This is a genomic window from Bacillus sp. IT-79MI2 (genome assembly GCF_949768135.1).
Classification (GTDB): Bacteria; Bacillota; Bacilli; order Bacillales; family Bacillaceae_G; genus Bacillus_A; species Bacillus_A pseudomycoides.
This window is the reverse complement of record NZ_CATKPV010000051.1, coordinates 103,783-120,947: the sequence shown is the minus strand read 5'-3', so window position 1 is coordinate 120,947 and position 17,165 is coordinate 103,783. Positions and strand designations below refer to the sequence as shown.

At 36.0% G+C, this 17,165-nt stretch carries 19 protein-coding genes and 1 pseudogene; 4 read left to right on the top strand and 16 right to left on the bottom strand.

Translation table 11 applies throughout. The features are described 5' to 3' along the window. Positions 1 to 13: 13 nt before the first annotated feature. The 7 genes and pseudogenes from comGG to comGA all read right to left on the bottom strand — a co-directional run bounded on the left by comGG (position 14) and on the right by comGA (position 3,956). Entirely contained in the window at positions 14 to 388 is a 375-nt protein-coding gene (gene comGG / locus ACM6HU_RS07325) for a competence type IV pilus minor pilin ComGG (RefSeq protein ID WP_016116312.1), read from the bottom strand. Next, a complete protein-coding gene (gene comGF, locus ACM6HU_RS07320; protein WP_016116313.1) occupies positions 385 to 936 on the bottom strand; it encodes a competence type IV pilus minor pilin ComGF in 552 nt (183 codons plus the stop codon). Before comGF ends, comGG begins: the two co-directional genes overlap by 4 nt. Beyond that, positions 833 to 1,150 carry a competence type IV pilus minor pilin ComGE gene (gene comGE, locus ACM6HU_RS07315; RefSeq protein WP_229161846.1) on the bottom strand — a complete coding sequence of 106 codons (318 nt, stop codon included), beginning with the start codon at positions 1,148 to 1,150 and terminating at the stop codon, positions 833 to 835. Before comGE ends, comGF begins: the two co-directional genes overlap by 104 nt. Further along, a pseudogene (comGD, locus tag ACM6HU_RS07310) lies at positions 1,131 to 1,574 on the bottom strand (competence type IV pilus minor pilin ComGD); the annotation flags it as partial. The gene comGE and the pseudogene comGD, both read right to left, overlap by 20 nt. Next, positions 1,571 to 1,873, bottom strand: a complete 303-nt coding sequence (gene comGC, locus ACM6HU_RS07305; RefSeq protein WP_003200417.1) for a competence type IV pilus major pilin ComGC — start codon at positions 1,871 to 1,873, stop codon at positions 1,571 to 1,573. The gene comGC and the pseudogene comGD, both read right to left, overlap by 4 nt. 12 nt (positions 1,874 to 1,885) lie before the next feature. Then, a complete protein-coding gene (gene comGB, locus ACM6HU_RS07300) occupies positions 1,886 to 2,926 on the bottom strand; it encodes a competence type IV pilus assembly protein ComGB (RefSeq protein WP_414848095.1) in 1,041 nt (346 codons plus the stop codon). Then, positions 2,913 to 3,956: a competence type IV pilus ATPase ComGA gene (gene comGA, locus ACM6HU_RS07295; protein WP_016116316.1), complete on the bottom strand. Its 1,044-nt coding sequence runs from the start codon at positions 3,954 to 3,956 to the stop codon at positions 2,913 to 2,915. The genes comGB and comGA overlap by 14 nt, the downstream gene beginning before the upstream one ends. 205 nt (positions 3,957 to 4,161) lie before the next feature. Between comGA and ACM6HU_RS07290 the strand changes: the two genes are divergently transcribed. The 3 genes from ACM6HU_RS07290 (at position 4,162) to ACM6HU_RS07280 (ending at position 6,742) form a co-directional block, all read left to right on the top strand. Next, on the top strand, positions 4,162 to 4,857 hold the full coding sequence (locus ACM6HU_RS07290; RefSeq protein WP_016116317.1) for a helix-turn-helix transcriptional regulator: 696 nt from the start codon (positions 4,162 to 4,164) through the stop codon (positions 4,855 to 4,857). Between the two features lie 139 nt (positions 4,858 to 4,996). Further along, positions 4,997 to 5,239 (top strand): DUF2626 domain-containing protein, encoded by a 243-nt coding sequence (locus tag ACM6HU_RS07285; protein WP_006096019.1) that lies wholly within the window; start codon positions 4,997 to 4,999, stop codon positions 5,237 to 5,239. Between the two features lie 87 nt (positions 5,240 to 5,326). After that, entirely contained in the window at positions 5,327 to 6,742 is a 1,416-nt protein-coding gene (locus ACM6HU_RS07280; RefSeq protein ID WP_275857152.1) for an L-cystine transporter, read from the top strand. A gap of 59 nt (positions 6,743 to 6,801) precedes the next feature. On the opposite strand, the gene ACM6HU_RS07275 is transcribed toward ACM6HU_RS07280, so the two are convergent. From ACM6HU_RS07275 to ACM6HU_RS07265, 3 genes are all read right to left on the bottom strand, one after another. Next, a complete protein-coding gene (locus ACM6HU_RS07275) occupies positions 6,802 to 7,311 on the bottom strand; it encodes a hypothetical protein (RefSeq protein ID WP_414848094.1) in 510 nt (169 codons plus the stop codon). 13 nt (positions 7,312 to 7,324) lie between these two features. Next, positions 7,325 to 8,149 (bottom strand): DUF4037 domain-containing protein, encoded by an 825-nt coding sequence (locus tag ACM6HU_RS07270; protein WP_088093663.1) that lies wholly within the window; start codon positions 8,147 to 8,149, stop codon positions 7,325 to 7,327. Positions 8,150 to 8,427: 278 nt separating this feature from the next. After that, positions 8,428 to 8,643, bottom strand: a complete 216-nt coding sequence (locus ACM6HU_RS07265) for a DUF3912 family protein (protein WP_016116321.1) — start codon at positions 8,641 to 8,643, stop codon at positions 8,428 to 8,430. A 235-nt stretch (positions 8,644 to 8,878) separates the two neighbouring features. Between ACM6HU_RS07265 and ACM6HU_RS07260 the strand changes: the two genes are divergently transcribed. After that, the gene (locus tag ACM6HU_RS07260; protein ID WP_003200402.1) at positions 8,879 to 9,190 is read left to right on the top strand and encodes a hypothetical protein; all 312 of its coding nucleotides are present in this window, start codon (positions 8,879 to 8,881) and stop codon (positions 9,188 to 9,190) included. 38 nt (positions 9,191 to 9,228) lie between these two features. Here ACM6HU_RS07260 and ACM6HU_RS07255 read toward each other — a convergent pair whose 3' ends face one another. The 6 genes from ACM6HU_RS07255 to ACM6HU_RS07230 form a co-directional block, all read right to left on the bottom strand. Then, complete coding sequence (locus tag ACM6HU_RS07255) at positions 9,229 to 9,720, bottom strand: hypothetical protein (protein ID WP_016116323.1); 492 nt, start codon at positions 9,718 to 9,720, stop codon at positions 9,229 to 9,231. 13 nt (positions 9,721 to 9,733) lie between these two features. Beyond that, on the bottom strand, positions 9,734 to 10,339 hold the full coding sequence (locus tag ACM6HU_RS07250; RefSeq protein WP_414848093.1) for a hypothetical protein: 606 nt from the start codon (positions 10,337 to 10,339) through the stop codon (positions 9,734 to 9,736). Positions 10,340 to 10,446: 107 nt separating this feature from the next. Then, positions 10,447 to 10,719 (bottom strand): DUF3966 domain-containing protein, encoded by a 273-nt coding sequence (locus ACM6HU_RS07245; protein WP_033671461.1) that lies wholly within the window; start codon positions 10,717 to 10,719, stop codon positions 10,447 to 10,449. An 80-nt stretch (positions 10,720 to 10,799) separates the two neighbouring features. Continuing rightward, entirely contained in the window at positions 10,800 to 11,858 is a 1,059-nt protein-coding gene (locus tag ACM6HU_RS07240; RefSeq protein WP_414848092.1) for an undecaprenyldiphospho-muramoylpentapeptide beta-N-acetylglucosaminyltransferase, read from the bottom strand. An 18-nt stretch (positions 11,859 to 11,876) separates the two neighbouring features. Continuing rightward, positions 11,877 to 15,275 carry a methionine synthase gene (metH, locus tag ACM6HU_RS07235; protein ID WP_414848091.1) on the bottom strand — a complete coding sequence of 1,133 codons (3,399 nt, stop codon included), beginning with the start codon at positions 15,273 to 15,275 and terminating at the stop codon, positions 11,877 to 11,879. Continuing rightward, entirely contained in the window at positions 15,275 to 17,107 is a 1,833-nt protein-coding gene (locus ACM6HU_RS07230) for a bifunctional homocysteine S-methyltransferase/methylenetetrahydrofolate reductase (protein ID WP_016116328.1), read from the bottom strand. Before ACM6HU_RS07230 ends, metH begins: the two co-directional genes overlap by 1 nt. Positions 17,108 to 17,165: the final 58 nt, after the last annotated feature.

Genomic DNA, 17,165 nt, shown 5'->3' with positions numbered 1-17,165 from the left:
TGTAACTTCTCCCTCATCTCTCTTCCACCCAATTCATAACTCTTTTATTTATTTTATCGTACTGAAAGTTCACTTTATAAGAGCGATTTTGTTTCGTCATACACTGCAATGCGACAAATATAATTTCATTTTCAAATACGTAATTCCCGCTCGCTTCACCATTTTCGTATCGAAACGAAAATACAGCATTTTGTTCTTTTTCCTGCAAATCATCCTTTATAGAGGAGACTGCTTGATCAGCAATCTCTTCTAACAAAAATTCTTGCTGCGCCTCCTTATAAAATCTTTGATCAGATTTCAACATATTTATTTCATATATAAAGAATGAGAATAGTAAGAAGAGAAGAATTAACGTTCCTGGCATCGCAAAACCATCTTGTTTTCTCATGTCTTCAGCTCAATGGGTGTGTAGCGCGTTGCTACACCGTGATACATTTTACCGCTTATATCTTGCACATGTATAATTAACATATGAGGTGTTAAGTCATAAGAAACCGAATTTACCTTTTGTAATATAATTTCCATTCCTAACGTATTTACTTTTCTCACGATATTATTTCCTAACATTTCATATGTTACATTCGCACCGTTACTCATTTGAAAAAGTATTAGAGCTTCTTTATTCTCTAACTCGACACCTTTCCCGGCTTTACTCTCTCGAAACTCTAATTGTACTTGTTCCAGGAACACATTCCATTCCCAACTGTTTATTTGCTTTGAATATGGTTTCTCGATAAATAAACTATGGAGGCGCGGCACAAGAAGAAAGAAAATAGATAAAAACAATAAACATAACATCATTTCTAATAACGTAAATCCTGCTTCTACCTCTTTACTTTTTGACATGACGACATTGTTCCATCCTTCTTTGTTTGGTATCTTTCCAAATTGTACAAACTTCTTCTCCCCGCCAATGTATCCAGTACACAACGCCATCTATCACCTCCTCTTTTTGCTGCTTTAGCTGATTTTGATACATATATAGTGCTGCTTCCCTCTTCAACAATGAATGTGCTTTATACCGAAATTGAATATTTTTTCTTTCTTGCATGATTAGGAGTGTTTGCGGAAGTAATAGCGACACAGCCATCATTAATAAACTTAACGATACAAGCATTTCCAGCATAACCGACCCTTTTTGACACTTCACGATACGTAAATCTTCCTCTCCCAAGTTGAAATACAATTTCATAGGTGCGCGAGCGATAAGAAAGTAGAATTGTACCAGCTTTGTTTATATTTCCATTTGCATTATAGGTCATTGGATTTGGAAAAGTATTCAAATCAATTTTTATATCTCGTTCATATTCCCGGATAAAAAGGGAACGCTCATCCCCAGACTTCCAAATACTGTACATATGTTTCTCAGGACTCCATCGCAACATATGAAGATTCCGGCGGTTTATAGCTAACTGCTGCATATACAAAATATCTTGTGAAAATTGCTTCAAAAACTGCTCTACCTTTTGCTTTTCATATAACGGAGCAACATTAAAGTAAGTGACGACGCTTAATATAGAAATGATGAATAAGACAAGAAGCATCTCTAAAAATGTAAATCCTTTTTGTTTCACGATTTACCAACAGATACTGTGCCGTCCTCACTTGAAATACTAATCGGTTCCCCTTTTGGACACGTTGTAGAAGTAATGTACTTTTCTTTCACTAATTCATCTACTGTTGGTATCTTATTCTTTTCTAATTGATAAGCTTGCACTTGCGCTTCGACAGATTTCACGTATGCATCGCAACCTTTTCCTTGTACGGAAGAGCGCTGTTTAATTACATTTGGAATAATTAATAAAAGTAATACCGAAATAACGACCATCACTAATAACATTTCTAAAAGAGTAAATCCTTTTTCATTTTTCATTTAAACTACCTCCTAAATAGAATTCATCATTTGAAACATCGGCATAATCATCGCTAAATACATAAGAACAACAATTATGCCAATACATGTAAACAAAAGTGGTTGAATAATGACTAAAATACGTTGAACCTTTCCTTCCATTTTTTCAATCGTTAATTCGCTATAGTCTCCTAATTCTGTCGCTAAGTTTCCGTTTGCTTGTCCATGCGCAATCACGTAAGACAGTTCCCTCTCGTAATAACCGCTCTTCATAATAATAGAATCCAACTGTTCTCCCGCGATTAATAATTCTTCAATTCGAGTGGCTTCACATTGAAAAAACGGGTGATGTTTTTGTTCAACCATTAACGTTAAGGCTTCTAGTACCGATAGTCCTCCTTGTAATAAGCCGCTTAATTGAACAGAGAAATAATGAGAATTTGTTAAAATAAGAAATATTTTTATAAGAGGAATACGAATCATAATATTCATTCTTTGAACTGGGGGAAGTTTTTGTATATAAAATACATATATACATGTTCCTAAAACGAGGCAGAGAAAAAATCCTCCAATCATGTACGGGAGCATTCGAATAAGGAGCATAATATGATCGGTAAATGAAACAGAAGAAGCCCGCAAGGAACTATATAATGTTTCAAATTGTGGAAGCAAAACGAAATTGAATACAGCAAGTATCCCTAATAGAAAAAAAGATAAAAATATCGGGTAACGAAGCACTTTCATCATATCTTTTTGATGTTTATCTTTTCTATGCAGTAGTACACTTCCTTGTTGCAACGCAAAAGAAATATCCCCATGCCGCTGTGCATAGAATAAATAACTTAATATGTCTGGATGAAACATAAGTTGGTGAAAAGCATCATGAATGCTTTGACCATTTTTTAATTCTTCTGCAATATGTTGCAATTGAATTTGTTTTTGAGAAGATAACTGAAACTGCAGAAACTCTAATGCTTGCAAAAGTGAATAGCCCTTTTCTAACAATTCCCCAAGTCTTCTTAATAACAAGACTTGTTCATGTAATCGCCACCCTTTTCGTTCAAACATAAACATCCTCTTCTAAAAAGCCTAAGGCATATCCTTTTCTTATACATGATTGCAACGTTTCATAATGATAGGTTACACGCTCTCCATTCGCTTCACGAATAGCTTTTTTCAATTCATGGCCATATAACAACTCATAAACGCTTGCTTGCCGCACTTGCCTCATTGCTTTACATAACGGCGAACATTTCCCTTTGCAAAATGGACACTTCAATTCAACAAGACGCTGTGCTGCCACAGCAAGCAATGATTGCTCAATTTCTTGCCGCGTAATCCCATAGTCCATCAAACGTAACACAGCTCCTTTTGCATCGTTTGTATGCAGTGTTGTCATTACTAAATGGCCTGTTAAACTCGCACGCACAGCTACTTTTGCTGTTTCTTCATCACGAATTTCACCAACTAAAATAATATCAGGATCATGGCGCAAAATCGCTTTTAAACCAGTTGTATACGTGATACCTGCTTTTTCATTAATCTGAATTTGTAACAAGCCATCCTTTCTCTTTTCGATCGGATCCTCAAGTGTAACAATACGACGTGTTTGTCCCTTTTTGGCTACCTCTAACAAAGCATACATTGTCGTTGTTTTCCCAGATCCTGTCGGCCCAGTAAACACGAGTAATCCATGAGAATGATGTACAAAAGAGAGAAGTGTTTTTGCCGAGCTTGGAAATAAAGAGAGATGGGAAAGTGGTTGAACCGACGCTTGCAAGTGTAAACGAATGACGAGACTTTCTAAATACACAGTTGGTAGTGTAGAAAGACGCAAGTGCACTTCTTGCCCATCAATTTGTAAATACAATGATCCATTTTGTGGCTTACGTCTCTCCCCTATATCCATAGATGCTAAAAATTTAAAATGCGAAACAAGTCTTTCTCCAAATTCTTTTCCAATACAATGCTTCGTTACTAAATCTTTTCCAATGCGCAATTGTATGACTGCATCTGCTTGTCGCGGCACGATATGTAAATCGGATGCCTGTAATGCACATGCTTCCTTCATAATTGTATTGGCAAAATGTTCAACACCATTCATAATGATCTCCTCCTCACTATGTATATATCATGCGGAAATATAAAAGAAAAATAGCGACTTTCGTATTTTCAACAGAGAAAAAGGGGAAAATATGTTTGTGAAATTATGAACAATTTCTGAATTATTGCCTAAAATTAACTATAAGCAACTTTATCTGTATTATAATGTTATTATCTTGGATAAAGTGATAAAGGTGGAGATCCTCATGGAACAAGCTTTAAAAATTACAGGTGTACTATCTGATCCAACTCGTTATTATATTTATAAATATATTTCTCAAAAACATAGTCACGTAACTGTACAAGAAATCGCAGATGAATTTAATATCCATCCAAACGTAGCACGTCTACATTTATCAAAATTAGAAGATGTCAATATGTTGCGATCTGAAACAAAGAAAACGGGAAAAGGTGGCAGACCAAGCAGATTCTATGTATTATCTGAAGACTTAATTCAGCTGCAATTCCCATTTCGCGATTATCAATTATTAGCGAAAATCGCTTTCAATTCATTACTTAGCCTTGGCGTGGCCGGTGAAAAGGTACTATACGAAACAGGCAAACAATTTGGTAAAGAATTAATGGAACAACATATGCAGCGTTTAAATGTCAATGAAGATTCATTAACATTAGAACATAAAGTACAAATTGCAAAAGAAGCATTATCAACTGCTGGCCTATCCCCTTCATTTGAATTAAGCACAGATGGTACACAAATTTTCTATGACGTGTACAATTGCCCATTCAAAGAAGTTGCTGTCCATCATCCTGAAGAAGTTTGCCATATGCATAGCGATATGATGAAGGGGATTTTTGGAATCCTATTCCCGAGCATGGAATTAACACGACATGATACTTTATTAGACGGATGTAAATCTTGTAACTACAAAGTTCAGCTATAACTTGTTTTCATATGAAATTGTGTCAAAAAGAAGTCAATTTGATTTGGCTTCTTTTCTTTTTTCGCAAATATTTACAATAGTAAGAAAAATAAACTATAATGAAGAGAGGTTTACTTTTTTAGAAAAGGAGGGAGATTGCATGGAGCGCATGTTTCGCGTTCTCGGCTTTTGGACTGGAATTTTCTCGGTTATGTTTTACTTAGGGGATATGCACGCAACTGCACTATTATTTTTAGGACAAACAGGATTCTTCGTACTTTTAAGCTATTTAAAATTAACAGAGCGTATGTATATATACGTATTCGGGGCATATTTAACTGTTTTCTTCATTGGGTTTACATACTATACAACATTTCTACTTGTCCCTGGCGCTGGGCATTAAAAAGATGGCAAATTGCCATCTTTTTTTATTTTCTCTAATTACCTAGTTGACTTATAGGTTTTATTGAAATATATTCTATATAACAGATTGGAATTAGGGGGAATCATCATGCATACACTGCTAGTCGGTATTAACATAGCGGTCATGCTCGTATTAGTTGGCATATTGTATTATATGCAGCGCAAGCATGTATCATTTAATAAACGCGTATTTACTGCTTTAGGGATCGGAATTGTATTTGGCCTTATCTTACAATTTATCTATGAACCTACTTCTAAAATCATCGTGGATTCGAATAACTGGTTTAGCTTAATTGGTAGTGGTTACGTGAAATTACTACAAATGATCGTTATGCCACTTATTCTAGTTTCTATTATCTCAGCATTTACAAAGTTAAAATTAACAAGTAATCTTGGTAAAATTAGCGGACTTATTATTGGAATTTTAATTCTTACAACTGGAATCGCTGCAGCTGTTGGTATCGCAGCAAGCGCAGGGTTTGACGTTCAAGCAACTGGCTTACAACAAGGTGATGCAGAAACGGCTCGCTTAAAATTAGTGGAAGAAAAATTCAGTTCAATTGAACAAACACCCGTTCCACAAAAATTATTGGAATTATTACCTACAAATCCATTTCTTGATTTAACTGGTGCACGTCCAACTTCGACAATTTCTGTTGTAATCTTTGCAGCGTTCATCGGAATCGCCTTTATCGGTGTGAAAAGAAAATATCCAGAACAAGCAGAGTTATTTAAGAAAATGCTTGATGCTGTCTATGCAATTGTAATGCGTATGGTAACATTAATTTTACGCCTTACTCCATATGGCGTATTAGCTCTTATGACAAAAACAGTCGCTGGTAGTGATGTAAGTGCCATTTTAAAACTCGGTAACTTTGTTTTAGCATCTTACGTAGCACTTATCGTTATGTTTGTTATTCACTTATTATTAATTGCTCTTTCTGGTTTAAATCCAATTCAATATTTGAAAAAGGTATTCCCAGTATTAACATTCGCCTTCACTTCTCGTTCTAGTGCAGGTACAATGCCACTAAATATTGAAGCACAAAAAGAAAAACTTGGTGTTTCAGAAGGAATTGCAAACTTTGCTGCTTCCTTCGGGGTATCTATCGGTCAAAATGGTTGCGCAGGTATTTATCCAGCTATGCTGGCGATGATGGTCGCTCCAACTGTAGGAATTGATCCATTACAACCACAATTTATTTTAACTTTAATCGCAGTTGTCGCTATTAGCTCATTCGGTGTTGCTGGTGTAGGCGGCGGAGCAACATTCGCAGCATTAATCGTACTTTCAACAATGAACTTACCAATCGGGATTGTTGCTCTTCTTATCTCTGTTGAGCCATTAATCGATATGGGTCGTACAGCTCTTAACGTAAGCGGATCAATGACAGCAGGTCTTATTTCTAGTAAATGGCTTGGTGAATTAGATCATGAGACGTATAATCAAGAGGATGTAAAAAGTAAGGAAGTTGCTTCGTAAGAAGGAAGAATTCTCATAAAAAGGAATGCTAATTGATATAGCATTCCTTTTTTTATTCCCTATACCTGTTTTAAAAAATTTAATACTATTTTAGGAACATCCCCATTTATTTGAATTCCTTGAACAGAACCTTTATCTACATCTTTTGCGATTATAATGTTATTTTTATCATCTACCCAGACTAACAAACTTTCCTTAGAATCATCCTTAAAAATAACTTCCATATTAGCATGTACAGCATCCCTTGCTTTTTTATCTAAAGATATTTTTTTAGATGTACCAGCTTTGATTGCTGTAACAATTTGATTTACTAGATCTTCATTATCCGTTCCTGCTTTAGAAATATCATCTTCGTTTATATTTATTAATGTGATTTCTTTTATTTCTTTTTTCTCAAATACCATTAATGTTTCTTTTATCTCCTTTTGTTTAGCTGATGAAGAAGATTTTGAAGAACTTGTGATATTAGAACATCCAATTAAGTTCAAAAACACTATAACTAAAATAAACAAATACATATTTTTTCTAATTTCCTTCACCCCTTTATGAAACATAATATTTAACACCACCACTCTATCATCATTACTTCACATAACTAATCTGTTTCTTTTGCTCCCGAAGATCCAATTCTGGAATTTGTTTCTCTGCCAAAATTAATGTTTCTTTGATTAATAATTCCAATTCCTTTACGCTGTTTTCTGGATTTCCCATCAGGATATTCGTCATTTTCTCATAAAGATTTTCAGGTTTTATTATCATTCGTTCGATATTAAAAGCCATCCATTTAAATGCAGGGTGATTCACATACATTTTATTAAGGCCGAACAAAACACCGAATACATTCTTCTGTACTTCACAAATCACATCATATAGCATCAGCCAATCTTTTCGCCTTAAAAGTGCTTCGCGGTTATTCCAACGATTACTTAGCAACAGATTCTCTTCAATCATCTGTTTGGAAAGTTCTAAAGGATATTCTGCAATTCTATCTTTTAGCTTTCTAATTATTTCTTCTCCATGCAAGCTCACACCATCCTGAACGGAAGCCACAATACATTGTTTCTCATAGTCCGTTTCGTACTTATCGACTACATCTGAAATAAACTTTTTAACCGTTACAGTTAAAAAGTTACTTATTTCTAACTTAACTCCATCTCCCGTTAAATAGGATTCAGACCACTCTTCCTCTTCATACGGATGATATGACAAAATGGTCCCACCAATATTTTTAATAGGACCTCCGCGATCTTCATCTTCTGGCGGTGCTGACCATAAAATATGTAACTCTATATCTGAATTTTCATCTTGCCAGTTTCTTGATACGGATCCTGCCAAAAGAATTGCTTCTACTTTTGGATTTTGTTTATAGATTTCTGCCATGTCTATTGCTTTTTGCATTAAGTTCATTTGATTTCCCCCACGGTTGATTACCCATTTGAACATTTTATTGTAGCGTTATTACACTGTTTCTATTTATAGCTTAATGGAAATTTATTACTACATCAAGTAATTTTCTTTTATTTCTGAATATTACAGATAAAAACTTTCTTCGTTACCAAGTGTATAAACAGAAAAAGGATATATGCTCCTATATTGAGCATAATATCCCCATCATCATTATCTATTGATATAACCTTTTCAAGCACATAGTAAAAATAAAAGTTCCTCTTCACAGCCCGTCCCTTTTACAAATAGCCATTGTGTTCGCACCATTCATGAAATTGCCGCACATCTACCCCTACTAAAACAATATCTTTTAACTCTACATCGATGTTTTGGTCGTCAATTACAATGATAAAATTTGGTTCTGCTTGCTGTTCCTTCTGTTTTACAATTCCAATCCGATTCCGGTACGGCCCATCTTTTACATATGCTTTTTGCCCTGTAATATCAAAATCCAAGATTCTCACCTCTTTTACTACGCTCAACTTGAAAATACGTTTCCTTTTATTACACCTATTTCTGTATATATATGATGAAACAGTAAAAGAGTCCTTCCTTTATTACAATTATTTTTTCTTTGTTTCATTTTTATAAATTATACGTGAAAATTAGGAAAAACTGCACTTGGAAACGCTTTCTTAAATTTATTTCATGTTATAATGGAAAAGCAGAACTGCGTAAAGAGGGAGAAAAATGGATATAACAATTATTACAAAAGTAATCGAAGCATTAAAATCATATGGATTTCAAGATGTAACATACTGTGAGGAAACAAAACAATTCTTATTTCATAACCAAACCGATATTATGAGCGGCTATGCAGAAATAACATACAGCAGCCAATTTGAAAAGTTTAACGTGCAAATTCATCCGATTGAAACCCATCATCAAGCAGAGTTACAAGAAGTTGAAAAACACATTCAATCTTGTATACGAAAAGTCGAGTATTTAAATGCACTTCTTACAGGACAAAAAAAATTAACTGACAAAATTATTATTATGTAAAAAAGAACGTGATTATCTCACGTTCTTTTTCATTTTCATTATTGTATATTCATCTTCTCTTTCAATTGTAAACTCGTCACAATCTCTAATGCATCCATTGCTTCTCCAATTGTCATATCAAAAATTGTCTTATCCTCTATGTATGGAAACTGTCTAAAACGTTTTTCGAGCATTTTCACTGCATCTGATGTAAACGCTGCACTATCTATACCAAATTCTGTTTCAAGAAGAACGATCCAATCTAAGATATGAAATCCTAAACCATTTACAAATGAAATAAGTTTTTCTTCAGGTTGTGAAGATAGAAATACATAACGTTCCATTTCACTAAAGAGTTCTTCACCTAAAATTTCTGCGAGTTCTTCATCATGTTCACGATTTACAATTTCATCATATCCATAATCGTCTGCAAGTTCTTCTACTTCTTCCCCGTCTGCACAAAGTAGCTGACTACGCAGTGCACCTTTTTTGAATTCACTTTTTTGTATAACTTCTAAGAAGCTTGTTTCCCATCCTTGTTCTAAGTTCATATTTATAACTCCTTTATGCTTTCTTTATTTTTAAATATATATTTTGATTGAAGTTCTCTTTCGCATTTTGATTGCATAACCTTACATGTTCAGATAAACGAGACGCTTTATATATTTTACCATTCATATAGACATGTGGATCAATTAAGCGTTGCTTCCCACCCGAGTAACAAATATCATACTCTTGATTATTCTCTTCTACTATTACATTTGGATGTAAAGTAGCCAATACACTCGTTATCTCTTCATCACGACAACATTTCAATTTTTGAAGCACTGCCTCATCATCGCACAAGAAATCTTCAGTATGTATCACATGCTTTTCTAACGCTAGTTGCAAAACTTTTGTTAATACATGATAACTATATGAGCCTAATGGATGTAGAAAGAAATCAATTGTTTCTTTGTAATAGACTGTTGTAAACCACTCTGCCGCCTCTAGCGTACTAAGACAGATTTGTTTTTCATGGACAATTAATTGATTTAAAAATGTAAGAACTTCTTGTTTTGAAATCATTCCATATGTATATAAATCGCGAAGTGTATAATCTATACGATCTGCGCATAGAGCTGGTAGTGGTTGTTCCAACAGCATCCATTGTTCCCAGTTTTGAAACATTTTAGAATCATACCCATATTTATAAAAACTAAAGGGAAACTCCTTTTTTATCGTTAATGATAATAATAGAGAAGGATTTCGCCAAAAGAAATCCCCACCTTCAAAACTTATTTTGCGTTTAAGTGGTGGGGCGCCTCATGCTCTTCTCTTATTTTTTGCTTTTTATCACTTTCATCGGCTAACATTTCTAACTCAGCTGTTATTTCCGATTTTTCTAAGTTTCGTTCTTGTGAAAATTTTCTTGAAATGTAAATAATAACACTACCAACGTATAGCACAAAACATATAATCAGAGCAGTATTTTCATAAAGACTCAGCTCCAACACAGTCACTCCTAATCCATTCGTATTTTCACGCTTAAAGAACTGGAATTCCCCTATTAAATCTCTGTTATTGTAACATAAATAAAGTAATTCTTCGAACCTTTCATTCTACTAAAAAAGACATGATTTTTTAGAAATCATGCCTCCGTAATATATTTCATAATGGTCTGTACTGCTTCTTTTCCACTATACTTTTTTAATTCTTTTTTATACTTCTCACAATTATGATTTAACTCTTCTATATGCTTCATAAGGGATGTCACTGTTACAGTTTCTTCATATAAAACCGCTGCATACCCTTGTCTTTCAAACGATTGTGCATTTAAAATTTGATCTCCGCGGCTTGAAGCTTTCGGTAATGGAATTAAAAGCATCGGTTTTTGCAATGTTAAAAATTCAAAAATCGCATTCGATCCAGCTCGTGAGATGACAAAATCAGTTGCCCCTAACACATCTGGCAATTCTCCGTGCACATATTCAAATTGCCTATACCCTTCTATACCTTGTAACGTCTCATCTAGATTTCCTTTTCCGCATAGGTGAACAACTTGATAATTTTTAAGGAGCTGTGGCAATGCTTCTCGTACTGTTTCATTGATTTTCTTTGCCCCTAGACTTCCTCCCATAACCGTGATAACTGGTTTTCTAGTATGGAACCGAAGAAAGTGTAATCCTTTTTCACGATTTCCACGTAGCACTTCTCCCCTCACAGGCGAACCAGTATAAACCACCTTTTCTGTTGGCAAATGTTGTGCAGCTTCTTCAAACGTAACAAATATTTTTGAAGCAAAACGGAGTGCAATTTTATTCGCTAGCCCTGGTGTCATATCCGATTCATGTAACAAGACTGGAACACGATTTAACCATCCGCCAATTACCACTGGTACAGATACAAAACCACCCTTTGAAAAAATAACATCAGGTTTTAATTTTCTTATTCGTACATAAGCATCCATAACACCCTTCATAACGAGAAAAGGATCTTTTATATTTTTTAAATCAAAATAACGGCGTAACTTTCCGCTCGCTATACCATAGTATGGAATTCCTTCGTTCTCTATAATCGTTTTTTCAATCCCTTGATGAGAACCTATATAAGAAATATCCCAGCCCTTTTTTTGCAAATGTGGAATAATTGCTAAATTAGGTGTCACATGTCCAGCCGAACCACCGCCTGTAAAGACTATTCTTTTCATACCTCTCCCCCTTCTACACTATAGTACACTAAAATATCGTGCTTCAGGGTGAGCAAATACCATTGCCGTTACAGATGCTTCTGGCTCCATCATAAATCCTTCTGTTAGTGAGATTCCAATCTCCTCTGGCTGAATTAAGCGAAATAGTTTTTCTTGATCAGCAAGTTCTGGGCAAGCTGGATAACCAAAAGAAACACGAATTCCCTGATATTTTGTACGGAATCGCTCTTCCATCGTCATCTCCGGTGAATCCGGAATTCCAAAACGATCACGAATCAACATATGTGTTTTTTCAGCGAGTCCCTCTGCTAGCTCTAGCGCTAACGATTGAATCGCATGGCTGCGTAAATAATCCCCTTTCTCTTTCCATTCTTCCGCAATATCACGAACACCTTGCCCCACTGTAACAGATAAAAAGGCGGCATAATCCATTTCATCACCGACAGGACGTAAGTAATCCCCTAATGTACGGTACGGAGCTTTCCCTTGTCTTGGGAATGAAAAACGCTCTAGCACACGTGTACGATCTTCTGGATCATAAATAATAATAGTTTGTCCATCACTTTGGGCAGGAAAAAATTGATAAACTGCTTTTGGACGTAGCCAAGATTGTCCTTCTTGTAATAGTTCATCAATTAAATTGTTTAACTCATGCGCTCTCTTATCACCTTCTTTTAATAATTTTTTCACATTTCCTTTTAAACCAAGGTGATGACCAATTAGCATTTGCCTGTTTAAAAATGGTGCAAGATGTGAAACTGGAATATCACGAAGTACAACCCGTTTTGTTGAGTCCGGCACCATAACTTTTGCTTTCGGCAACGGTTCAATGACAGCTGGTATCTCCACTTTTTTCTCCTCTTGTTTCACGACATGAATGTGGCGATTTTTTTTATCCTGCTTCATTTTTTCTCGTTCTTCTTCTTTTTGCAATCGATTGATAAGATCGAGTCCTGTCATCGCATCACTTGCATATAATACAAGTCCATTATAGGAAGGTGAAATACGGTTATCTGTAAACTTTCTTGTCAATGCTGCACCACCTACAACAATGGGAATATCAATATTTGCCGCTTGTAAATCTTCGGCAGTTGCTACCATTTGCTGCGCCGATTTTACTAATAATCCAGAAAGTCCGATAATGTCTGGTTTCTTTTCTTTTACCTCTTGCACAATGCGATCAGAGCGTACATTAATTCCTAAATTGACAATATCATAGCCGTTATTTGATAAAATAATCTCTACAAGGTTTTTGCCAATATCATGTACATCACCTTTTACAGTTGCTAATAATACTTTTCCTTTTTTCGCACTATCGCTAGATTCCATATAAGGCTCCAAATACGCAACAGCAGCTTTCATACTTTCTGCACTTTGCAATACTTCAGCAACGATAAGCTCATTGTTATTAAACAAACGACCCACTTCGTCCATCCCCATCATAAGCGGACCGTTAATAATATCAAGGGGCTTTCTTTCTTCTGTTAGTGCGAGACTTAAATCTTCATGTAAACCCTGCTTCGTTCCTTCTACAATATAATTTGCTAACCTTTCATCAAGTGTTAATGTTTCTTGTATGACTGCTTCTTTTTTCTTAGCAACCCGGTAAAAGTTCGTAAATTCTTCCAGTGTTTCTTTCGTTGTTTCGAATAATAGTGCATCTGCGAGTTCCTTTTCCCCTTCTGGAATGGATGCATAGCGCTCTAGCTTTTCAGTATTCACAATTGCGTAGTCAAGCCCAGCCTTTGTTGCATGATATAAAAAGACCGAGTTTAGCACTTCGCGACCAGCTGGCGGTAAACCAAACGATATATTACTTACTCCTAAAATTGTTAAACATTCTGGCAGTGATTCTTTAATAAGACGAATCCCTTCTATCGTCGCTGCTGCCGAACCAATATATTCTTCATCACCAGTTCCTACCGGGAAAACGAGTGCATCAAAAATAATATCGGATGGACGTATACCATATTTCTTCGTTAATAACTCGTAACTTCTCTTTGCAATTTCTAACTTTCTTTCTGCACTAACTGCCATACCTGCTTCATCAATCGTTCCTACTACAATTGCCGCACCATATTTATGAAGAAGAGGTGTTACTTTCTCAAAACGCTCTTCTCCATTTTCTAAATTAATAGAGTTAATAACCCCTTTTCCTTGTATATACGTGAGAGCTTTTGCCATAACATTATCATCCGTTGAATCTATCATAATCGGAACTTTTAATACTTTCGTTACTTCTGCCAAAAAGTTCTCCATATCTTCCACTTCATCACGATCTGGATCCGCCATACAAATATCAATAATATGGGCATTTTTCTTCACTTGCGCCCTCGCAATTTCAGCAGCTTCTTCAAAATTCCCTTCAGCTACTAATCGCTTCAATTTTCTTGATCCAATAACATTTGTTCTCTCTCCAACAAATAATGGCCTCATAGAATCATCATATTGCAACGCTTCTAAACCACTAATACCGTGGCCTTCTCGTTCATGATTCTCACGTGGTTTAAGGGACTCAAGTGAAGCTTTTATCGCTCGTATATGATCAGGCGTTGTCCCGCAACAACCACCGATAATATTGATCCACCCTTCTTCAGCAAATTGTTTCACCTTTTCTGCAAGTGAAGTCGGTGACTCATGATAATGTCCATTCTCGTCTGGAAGACCAGCATTTGGATAACAAGAAATATAACACTCTGATAAGTCAGAAAGAGAACGAATGTGTTCGCGCATAAATTCTGGTCCTGTAGCACAGTTTAATCCGACAGATAATGGTTTCATATGCTCAATTGATAAATAAAATGCCTCGATTGTTTGCCCCGCTAACGTTGTTCCCATCGGTTCAATGGTTCCTGAAATCATAAGCGGAACCGTATGATTTGCTTCCGTAAACGCTTCCTGAATCCCTAAATACGCCGCTTTCACGTTACGCATATCTTGGCTTGTCTCTACAAGCAATACGTCAACGCCACCTCGTAATAAGCCCCGAGCTTGTCTCGTATAAGCTTCAATTAGTTCTTCAAATGTTACACCGCCTGTTACACTAATTGCTTTTGTTGTTGGCCCCATCGCACCTGCTACATATACTTCTTTACCACTCTCCTTTACCGCTTGCTTTGCTAAAAACGCCGCTCTTTCATTTAACTCTTCATCTAAATGAGATAGCTCATAATCATGCAATACGATATTCGTAGCACCAAACGTATTTGTTTCGATAATATCCGCACCCGCTTCAATGTAAGCTTTATGGATACCTAAAATAACATCTGGCCTTGTTTTTACTAAGTATTCATTACAACCTTCGTATTCTTCGCCTCCAAAATCTTCTGCAGTTAAATCTGCCTGCTGAATCATCGTTCCCATCGCGCCATCTAATATTAAAATATCATGTTGTAATCTCTCTTCTATCGGTCTCATCAGTTGATTCCCTCTTTCACTTCTTGCTTTTCTTTCACATACTTAACGAGATTTTCTGTAATTTCATATTTCAAAAATGGCGTAATAAGATAAATACCGTTAAAGTATTTCATTGCGGCATTAATTAATTCTTGAGAAATACGAATTCCTTCTTCAATTGCAGACTCCTGCGTTTCATGCCCATCCATTCTCTGTCTTACTTCCTCAGGCAATGTAATGCCTGGCACCTCAAAATGAAGGAAATCAGCATTACGTTTACTTACTAAAGGCATAATTCCAATAAAAATTGGTTTTTCTAAATGTTTTGTCGCCTCGTATATTTCTTCAATTAAGGCTACATCGTAAATTGGCTGTGTTAAGAAATACTCTGCACCAGCTGCAATTTTCCTCTCCATCCGCTTCACCGCTGCTTTTAAATGTCTCACGTGCGGATTAAAAGCTCCTCCAACAGAAAACCTTGTCGCTGAACCAATGGATTTTCCTAAAATAGATCGACCATCATTCATTTCTTTAATCATTTTAATTAATTCAATAGAAGACAAATCATATACAGAAGTCGCTCCAGGAAAATCCCCCACTCGCGCTGGATCACCTGTTAAAGCTAACACTTCTTCCATTCCTAAAGCTGATAAACCAAGTAAATGAGATTGCAAACCAATGACATTATGATCACGGCACGTTAAATGCGTCAGTACTGGAATATCATGCTTCGTTAATAATGCCCCCATTGCCATGTTTGAAATGCGCGGGGATGCTAACGAATTATCTGCTAACGTAATGGCATCTGCTCCCGCTCTTTTCAATGCCCTTGCCCCTTCAAAAAAACGCTGCGTATCTAATGTTTTTGGGGGATCTAGTTCAACAACCACCGTTGTTTGCTTCCTCGCTTTTTCTGCAAGGGTAACATGAGTGCTAGCACGTTTTGTTTGGATATGAACTACTTGTTGTCTTTGAACAATTTGTTTTTCTGTAACAGGCGTTACATTCGCAATTACACGCTTCATCCCTTCAATATGTGCTGGCGTTGTACCACAACAGCCCCCTAACAAACGAATACCTTGCTCAATAAATTTCGGTGTCATCTCTTCAAAATAAGCAGGGCTTCCTTCATATACGTAACATCCTTCTACATAGTTTGGAAGGCCTGCATTTGGATAAGCCGACAAATAACCATTTTTAGGAATCGATATCATTTTGAAAGCTTCCGTCATATGAAGCGGTCCTAACTGACAGTTTAAACCGACTATATTTGCACCGTAATCTAAAAGCTGCGTTAATATTCCATTTACATCATTTCCATTTTGCGTTGTGCCTGCTTCATGAAGCGCTAGCTGTGCAATAATTGGAATATCTGTTTGTTTTCGCAATACTTTCACTGCATGTAACAATTCGAACTCATCATAAAATGTTTCTAATAATAATCCGTCAACCTTTTCTTCTAATAATGCTCCCGCTTGCTCAAGTAGCATAAACTCTCGTTCCATATCAGTCGTTGTAACGGCTCCGATATGCTTCATCCCACCGATGGTCCCTAAAATGGCGTTCTTATCTGTTACAGCTGCTTTTGCAAGTTTAACCGCTGCTTTATTAATTTGGGTGACCTGGTTTTCCAAACCATACATGCGCAATTTCGCTTCATTTGCACCATATGTATTTGTTTGAATAATATCTGCCCCAGCAGCTACATATTGTTTATGAATAGATATAATAAGATCTGGATCAGATAAGTTTAATTCTTCAAAACTACTTTGCAAACCATGAGAATGTAATAACGTACCAATTGCGCCATCACCGATAACAATTCCTTTTGATACTAAATCTAGAATTTTCACTTGTCTCCCTCTTTTCTATCAATATAAAAACCCCCTCTTCATCTTGAAGAGGGGGACA